Below are 6,897 nucleotides of genomic sequence, written 5' to 3' on the forward strand. Positions count from 1 at the left end.
CGGCAGGCCGCTACCGGCCCGCACACAAAAAAACTGACACTCCCGCGGGAGCAAGCTCCCTCGCCACAAAAGCAAGTGGAACAGGAACACTACACATCACCTCACCACAGAAGCAGGTGGAACAGGAACACTACCCATCACCTCACCACAGAAGCAGGTGGAACAGGAATACCCATCACCTCACCACAGAAGCAGGTGGGGCAGAAACACACCATCCCCTCACCACAGAAGCAGGTGGAACAGGAACACTACCCATCACCTCACCACAGAAGCAGGTGGGGCAGGGACACCACCCATCACCTCACCACAATGGATGGTGGCGGTCAGAACGCGGTGTGACTGCCCCACCTGCTTTTGTGGTGAGGGGATGGTGTGTTTCTGCCGAACCTGCTTTTTTTGGTGAGGGGATGGTGTGTTGCTGCCGAACCTGCTTTTTTTGGTGAGGGGATGATGTGTTTCTGCCGAACCTGCTTTTTTGTGGTGAGGGGATGGTAGTGTTCCTTCCCCACCTGCTTCTGTGGCGAGGGAGCTTGCTCCCGTCCGGCTGCGCAGCAGTCGCAAAAATCAGGCCGGCCGGGCGATTTGCTGTTGCGCCAATCCAATGAACGCACTCATCGCCGAGGTGATCATCGAGTCGTTGCGGCGGATGAAGACGGTGGAGACATTGGCGAATTGCGCCGGCAACGTGTGGCAGCGGATCGCGTGGCGCACGCTGCAGTTTTCGGCGATGGCCTTGGGCAGCAAGGTCACGCCCATGCCGGCGGCGACGCAGGACAGGATGCCGTCGAGGGTGCCCAACTCCATGATCTGATTGGGCACCAGGCCCACCTGATAGAACCAGTTCTCCAGGGTCGAGCGATAGAAGCAGCCCGTGCGGAACACCAGCACCGTTTGCTGAGGCATCTTGTCGATCAGCGCCGGCAACGTGTCGAACTGATTGCTGCTGACCAGCACCAATTCCTCGCAAAACACCTCCTCCTGCACCAATGCCGAATTCTGGTGAAAACCGCCGACAAAGGCGCCGTCGAGACGATGGGCTTCGATGGCCTTGATCAACTCCACCGTGGTGCCGGTCAGCAACGACAATTGCACGTCGGGAAACTGCTCGCGGTACTTGGTCAGCACTTGGGGCAAACGGATGGCGGCGGTGGTTTCCATCGAGCCCAGGCGCAAAAGCCCGGTCGGGCTGCCGGTGTCCATCAGGGCGCTGCGGCTTTCGTCGGTCAGCTGCAGGATGCGCCGCGCGTAGCCGAGGAACGTTTCCCCCGCCGAGGTCAACACCACCCCGGACTTCTTGCGGATGAACAGCTCACGGTTGAGCTCGGCCTCCAACTCCTTGACGCGCATGGTCACGTTCGATTGCACCGTGTTCACCTGCAACGCTGCGGCGGTGAAGCTGCCCAGCTCGGCCACGGCGCAGAAAATCTTCAGTTGGCGCATTTCCATTCTTATTTTCATCCATCTCTAAAAGTGATTATGGACATATTTAACGATCACTTTACGGCTGTTCCCGGCGATGAGTAAAGTGACCAAAACCCATTCACCGAGCAGTTCGACCAATGGCACTGATGACGAAAATCGACCATGTCTTCGCCGGCGGCCTCGGGGTATTGCAACCCGAGGGACAGCGCACAGGCATCTTCAAACAGCCGCACACGATGCCGGTGCGCGTGGAGTTGCACGGCATCGTCGGTGACCAGCACGGCGACACCCGGGTGCACGGCGGCCCGGAAAAAGCCGTTCATCAATACGCCACGCAAAATTACCAGCGACTGGCCCACGCCTTCGCTGACAGCGCACCGCAACTGGTGGCGGGCAGCCTCGGCGAGAACATCGCCGCGTTCGGCCTTTCGGAATGCAGTGTGCACATCGGCGATGTGTTCCAGGTCGGCAGCAGCGTGTTGCAGGTGTCCCAACCCCGCAGCCCGTGCTGGAAAATCAATCACCGTTTCGATGCCGAACACCTGTCGATGTTCGTCGCCCGGGAGCGCATTACCGGCTGGTATTACCGGGTGCTGCAACCGGGCTGGCTGCAAGCGGGGGATTGCATCGAACTGCTGGAGCGCCACACCGAGCGCTTTTCCATTGATGGGTTCTGGCAGGTGCAGCTGTCGCACCGGCCGCAGATCGAGGATTTGCTGGCGTTGGCGGCCACCCCGGGTTTGGCCGAGGACTGGAAGCGCCGCCTCAATGAGCGGGCGAAATACCTGCAACATCGGGCGCCCTCTTGAGCGCGGGCAAGCCTCGCGCCTACACAACCGGCGGTTATAATTCATTAATAATGATTCATAGCTTCACTTATTATCATTTTACACGATCGACTGGTTGCCCTACCTTGGCCCACGCGAGGTGCGCTCCAGCGTGACCTTCACCCATCCTGTTCAGGTGCTGTCATGTCCATTCCCCTGTTGTCCCTGCTGAACATCGAACTGCCTATCCTTCAATCGCCCATGGTCGGCGTCTCCACGCCGAAGCTCGCCGCAGCGGTGTCCAACGCCGGCGGGCTCGGCGCCATCGGCATTGGCGCGAGCAACGTCGAACAGGCGCGGGCCATGCTGCGTGAGACCGCGTCCCTGACCGACAAGCCTTTCAACGTGAACCTGTTCTGCCACGCACCGGCCGTACAGGACGCCGCCCGCGAAGCGCAGTGGCTGACATTTCTGACGCCGTTTTTTACCGAGTTCGACGCCCCGGCACCCACTGCGCTGCGCGAGATCTACACCTCCTTCGTCGCGGACGCCGGCATGCTGCAGATGTTGCTGGAAGAAAAACCGGCGGTGGTCAGTTTCCATTTCGGCTTGCCCGCGCAGTCGGCCATCGATGCGCTGAAGGACGCCGGTATCGTCCTGCTGTGCTCGGTCACCAGCCTGGCCGAAGCCCGGCAGGCCGAACGCGCCGGTGTGCATGCGCTGGTGGCCCAGGGTTTTGAGGCGGGCGGTCATCGCGGCGTATTCGATCCGCAGCAGGACAGCGAGATGGGCACCTTCGCCCTGGTGCGAGTGCTGGCCAACGCCTGTCAGCTGCCGGTGATCGCGGCCGGCGGGATCATGGACGGCGCCGGCATCAAGGCGGTCCTGCAATTGGGCGCCAGTGCCGCGCAGTTGGGCACCGCGTTCATCCTGTGCCCCGAATCCAGCGCCAACGCCGCCTACCGCGAAGCCCTCAAAGGTCCGCGCGCGCACCAGACCCAAGTCACCAGCGTCATCTCCGGCAGGCCGGCGCGGGGCATGGTCAACCGCAACTTCACCGCGCTTGAGGCTTCAGGTGTAGCGTTGCCCGACTACCCGACCGCCTACGACGCCAACAAAGCACTCAACGCTGCAGCAGCGGCCAAGGCCAACACCGATTTCGCCGTGCAATGGGCCGGGCAGGGCGCACCGCTGGCCCGGGAAATGCCGGCAGCAGCCTTGATCAATCTGCTGGCCGCCGAACTCAAAGCCTGACGCCATCCCCTGTAGGAGCGAGCTTGCTCGCGATGCACGTCAACGATAACGCTGGGCACCTGAAACCCCGCGTCGTTCTCGGGTCTATCGCGAGCGAGCTCGCTCCTACAGGGGATTGGTGCAGGTTTAGAAATCCACTGTCGCCGACACCTTCAACGTCCGTGGCTCGCCCTGGGTCAGGTAGTTGTTGGCGGTCGATGCCGAAGACCAGTAGGCCTTGTTCGCCACGTTTTCGACGTTGGCGCGCAGGGTGATGTACTTGTCGTCGGCCTTGAAGCCGTAGCGGGCACCGAGGTCGACGCGGGTCCAGGCGGGGATGCTCAGGCTGTTGGCAGCGTTGACGTACTCGCCACCGGTGCGCAACAGGCGGCCATTGAGCGCCGCGCCTTGAATGCCCGGCACGTCCCAGTCCGCACCCAGGTTGTACTGGAAGCGCGGCACGCCGGCGGCGCGATTACCATCGTTGAGGCCATTGGAGGTTTTCTTCTGCTCGGTGTCCATCCAGGTCGCGCCGGCCAACAGGCGCAGCCCGTCCAGCGGTTCGCCGAACACGTTCAATTCCACACCCTTGTTCACCTGCTCGCCGTCGACACTGAAAGTCGGCAGGCGGCTGCCGCCGACCGTCGAGGTCGAGCTGTTGGGCATCTCGATGCGGTACACGCCCAGGGTCGCGCCAAAGCTGTCCCAATCGAGTTTGACCCCGGCCTCGGTCTGCTTGCTGCGGTTGGGCGCAAACACTTCGTTGGGGTTGGTCACGCCAGTGGCCGGCGCGGTCGGTCCCTGTTGCAGGCCTTCGATGCGGTTGGCGTAGAACGACACATGCTCCCAGGGCTTGATCACCAGACCGTACACCGGGGTGGTGATCGACTCTTCGTAGTTGGCCGAACGCGCGCCGCTGGTGGTGTTCCAGGCATCGACCTCGATGGTCTGGCGACGCACGCCCAGGGTCAGCAGCACGCGGTCATCGATGAAGCCCAGGGTGTCGGACACCGCGGCACTCTTGATGCGGTTTTTGCCGACGATGCGCGGGTCATGCACATCGCTGCCGAAGTAGGTATTGGTCGGGCGCGGCACCTGCACCGGGTTGTACAGGTTGCCGTTGACCCGGTTGGCCACCAGGATCGCCTCGAACGCAGAGCGCTGCTCGCCCCAGGTGCCGGACAAGCCGAAGTTCATCTGATGGGTGATCGGCCCGGTTGCGAAGTGACCGTTCAGGCCGGCGATGACGCTCTTGTTGTCTTCGTCATGGGGCGAATAGAGAAAGCCGACTTTGCCGCTGCCGTCGTTGCCCACGTACAACGACGAATACTCGCCGTTTTCCCGGGTGTGCTTGGCGCCGCCGCCGGCGTAGGCCGTCCAGTTGTCGTTGAGGTCGTACTCGGCGTTGACCATGCCGTAGGTGTCTTCCAGCTCCGACCAGCTCCAGTCCTGGGCGTAATTGTCCTTGGCCGACGGCGCGTGCGGGACCTGGGTGCCGGTGGGGTAGACCACGGCGCGGCCGTTGTTGATGCGCTGCTTCTGATAGCCCAGGTCGGTGGAGACCCGCAGGCGCTCGCCGCGATAGTCCAGGCCGATGGCGATCAGTTGCGAGTGCTCCGACTCGTCATCGACGGCGGTATCGCCACCGTGCCGGGCGAGGTTGACCCGCGCGCCGAAGCGGTTGTCTTCACCGAAGCGCTCGCCCAGGTCGATGTGCCCGCCGGCCTGGGTGTCGCTGGCGTAATCGAGGGTCACGCTGCGGGTCGGGGTGTCCTGGGCGCGCTTGGGCACCAGGTTGACGCTGCCGCCAATCCCGCTGCCCCCCGGCGCCACGCCATTGATGAAAGCGTTCGGGCCCTTGAACAGCTCGACCCGCTCCAGCGCTTCGGTGGTGATGATCTGCCGGGGCAACACACCGTACAGGCCGTTGTACGAGATGTCGTCGGTGGTCAGCGGCAAGCCGCGAATGGTGAACACCTGGGAAAAGTTGCCGAAACCCGCCGACTGGCGCACCGAGGCGTCGTTGAGCAACACATCGCCGACCGTCCGCGCCTGCTGATCCTCGATGGTCTTGGCGGTGTAGCTGACCACGCTGAACGGCACGTCGTTGATGCTGCGATCGCCCAGCACACCCAGTCGCGCCGAGCGGGCGACCTGACCGCCGGCATAGGTATCGGCCGTTTCGCTGCTGACGCCATTGACCGTGGTCGCACCCAGCTCCAGCGCCGTGCCGCTGTCGACCTGTGGCGCCACGGTGTAGCTGTCGGCACCGGTGTTGACCAACGAAAAGCCACTGCCTGTCAGCAACCGGGCGAAACCGCTCTGCACGCTGTAATTGCCCTGCAGGCCCGCACTCTGCTGGTGATCGAGCAGGTTGGCATCGAACGACAGCAGCACCCCTGATTGCACAGCGAACTGCGCCAACACGCCGGCCAGGGAACCCGGGCCGATGGTATAGCTGCGTGTGGCGGTGTTCTGGCTGGTGCCGTCGGCCAGTGCGCTGTGCACCGGGACCATGGCGGACAGGGCGACGGCCAGACTGAGGGCATTCATGGGGAGGCGGGCGAAGCGGAACTGCGACGATCTGGAAGTCATGCGGCATGCCTGTGGGATGCGAAGAATAATGAGAATTCCTCTACACACCGGACGACCGCGGAAAAGGTATCAGGGAAAACTGAAAATATTTGCGGACCGCGGGCCTGCCGGTTGGTGGCGCAGCGCGCAAAAAAAAGCTCCCCGTCACCGTTCAGGGTAATGGGGAGCAAGGCACGGGAAGTTCAGGGTCCTGCTGGAGGCCGTCGAGGCCTCGGGGCTTTGGGCGATGGGCTCAGGAATAGTGATTGCGACGGGCGGTCGCGGCGAACTCGGTGGCCAGTAAATGCTCGGCCAGTACGTCGTTGAGGAAGCGGAACTGATCGTTGAGCCCGACCACTTCGTTGTTGAAGTGATGTTCGGCGGATGGAATCAGCAGGGCTTCGAATTTTTCGTCGAATACCAGGGTCAACACTTTACGAGACTCGAAAGTCTGCGAGTAATAATTGTTGCCGAAGACCGGGAAGCTCACGGACAGGGTGACTTGGGTGATCATGACGTGCGCTCCTCGGAAAGGACGAACCAGCCAAATGCGCTCAACGAGAAGGCCGTCAGGGCCAGACAGGTCAGGAGATGAACTAGCATGATTCGACCCTCCGCTTCAGGGTTTGCTGTGGGGTTGAAGCTGATCCTACGCTGACGGCGGCGGGGCGGAAGGCATTCATGGCGATGGTGAATATCGATGGGAGTGATGGTCGGCCCGGTGGCTGTGGTTGAGGGCCCCATCGCTGGCAGGCCAGCTCCCACAGGGACTTGCGGTGAACACAGAACTGCATCCCGACATTGACCTGTTGTGGGAGCGGGCTTGCTCGCGAAAGCGGTGTATCAGCCACCAGGATTGTTGAAGCTGATGGCCTTTTCGCGAGCAAGCCCGCCCCCACAC

Annotated in this window: 5 protein-coding genes; 2 read left to right on the forward strand and 3 right to left on the reverse strand. The window is 62.4% G+C overall.

The features are described from left to right. Positions 1–564: 564 nt before the first annotated feature. Positions 565–1,446 (reverse strand): LysR family transcriptional regulator, encoded by an 882-nt coding sequence (locus B0W55_RS28110; RefSeq protein WP_077049169.1) that lies wholly within the window; start codon positions 1,444–1,446, stop codon positions 565–567. A 113-nt stretch (positions 1,447–1,559) separates the two neighbouring features. Here B0W55_RS28110 and B0W55_RS28115 point away from each other — a divergent pair, with 113 nt between their 5' ends. Then, entirely contained in the window at positions 1,560–2,231 is a 672-nt protein-coding gene (locus B0W55_RS28115; protein WP_077049170.1) for an MOSC domain-containing protein, read from the forward strand. A 162-nt stretch (positions 2,232–2,393) separates the two neighbouring features. Beyond that, positions 2,394–3,443: a nitronate monooxygenase family protein gene (locus B0W55_RS28120; RefSeq protein ID WP_077049171.1), complete on the forward strand. Its 1,050-nt coding sequence runs from the start codon at positions 2,394–2,396 to the stop codon at positions 3,441–3,443. A 126-nt stretch (positions 3,444–3,569) separates the two neighbouring features. Here the strand turns inward: B0W55_RS28120 and B0W55_RS28125 are convergent, their stop codons facing one another. Further along, complete coding sequence (locus tag B0W55_RS28125) at positions 3,570–6,017, reverse strand: TonB-dependent receptor (RefSeq protein ID WP_077049172.1); 2,448 nt, start codon at positions 6,015–6,017, stop codon at positions 3,570–3,572. Positions 6,018–6,249: 232 nt separating this feature from the next. Then, positions 6,250–6,510, reverse strand: coding sequence for a hypothetical protein (locus B0W55_RS28130; RefSeq protein WP_077049173.1), 261 nt, complete (start codon positions 6,508–6,510; stop codon positions 6,250–6,252). Positions 6,511–6,897: the final 387 nt, after the last annotated feature.

Origin of the sequence: Pseudomonas sp. KK4, from assembly GCF_001984065.1 — a bacterium.
Taxonomy (GTDB): domain Bacteria; phylum Pseudomonadota; class Gammaproteobacteria; order Pseudomonadales; family Pseudomonadaceae; genus Aquipseudomonas.

Excerpts from the sequence above, each read along its gene's own strand:
- B0W55_RS28110 (WP_077049169.1), bottom strand. The coding sequence starts at position 1,446 with ATGGAAATGCGCCAACTGAAGATTTTCTGCGCCGTGGCCGAGCTGGGC.
- B0W55_RS28115 (WP_077049170.1), top strand. The coding sequence starts at position 1,560 with ATGGCACTGATGACGAAAATCGACCATGTCTTCGCCGGCGGCCTCGGG.
- B0W55_RS28120 (WP_077049171.1), top strand. The coding sequence starts at position 2,394 with ATGTCCATTCCCCTGTTGTCCCTGCTGAACATCGAACTGCCTATCCTT.
- B0W55_RS28125 (WP_077049172.1), bottom strand. The coding sequence starts at position 6,017 with ATGACTTCCAGATCGTCGCAGTTCCGCTTCGCCCGCCTCCCCATGAAT.
- B0W55_RS28130 (WP_077049173.1), bottom strand. The coding sequence starts at position 6,510 with ATGATCACCCAAGTCACCCTGTCCGTGAGCTTCCCGGTCTTCGGCAAC.